Origin of the sequence: Flavivirga aquatica, assembly GCF_001747085.1 — a bacterium.
Taxonomy (GTDB): domain Bacteria; phylum Bacteroidota; class Bacteroidia; order Flavobacteriales; family Flavobacteriaceae; genus Algibacter_C; species Algibacter_C aquatica.
Genome location: NZ_MDJD01000019.1, coordinates 1 through 450, shown reverse-complemented (window position 1 = coordinate 450; position 450 = coordinate 1). Strand labels below are relative to the sequence as shown.

At 35.6% G+C, this 450-nt stretch carries 1 protein-coding gene; it reads right to left on the bottom strand.

The window, feature by feature from the left end; all coding sequences use genetic code 11:
- The coding region (locus tag A8C32_RS05120) for a transposase (protein ID WP_165605795.1) at nt 1-450 on the bottom strand (450 nt) is incomplete at both ends.

The following is a 450-nucleotide window of genomic DNA, read 5'->3' as shown; positions in this document are numbered from 1 at the left end:
TATTACGTATTATTAAGTGCTTGCTATCAGGATCCGAGGTTGATATCTGTGGTTCTCCTGATTCTATTAGTTCTTTTTCAAGTTGCTTATAGTGTTCTCTGCGCCCTTTATGTTTGTCGATATCTTTATTTATTTCTTGCTTTTCACTGTCGCTATCACTTTGCTCGAGTGCTTTATTGTACTGTTGCAGTTTATTATCAATATAATCTAGATGGCTCCCGATTTTCTTTTGGTTAAAATTGTTCTTCTTACTGTTCTGCGCTCTAAGTTTGGTGCTATCTCCAGCAACCAATGTTGCACCTATGAGTCCAAAATTGCGAGCTATTTTAACGGTAGCAAAAAACACTTTTTTAATGGCCTTGGCATTATCTTTTCTAAAATTGCTAATAGTATTATGGTCAGGAGTTAGAGCTTCTAAAAGCCACATCACTTCAATATTTCGTTTGCATT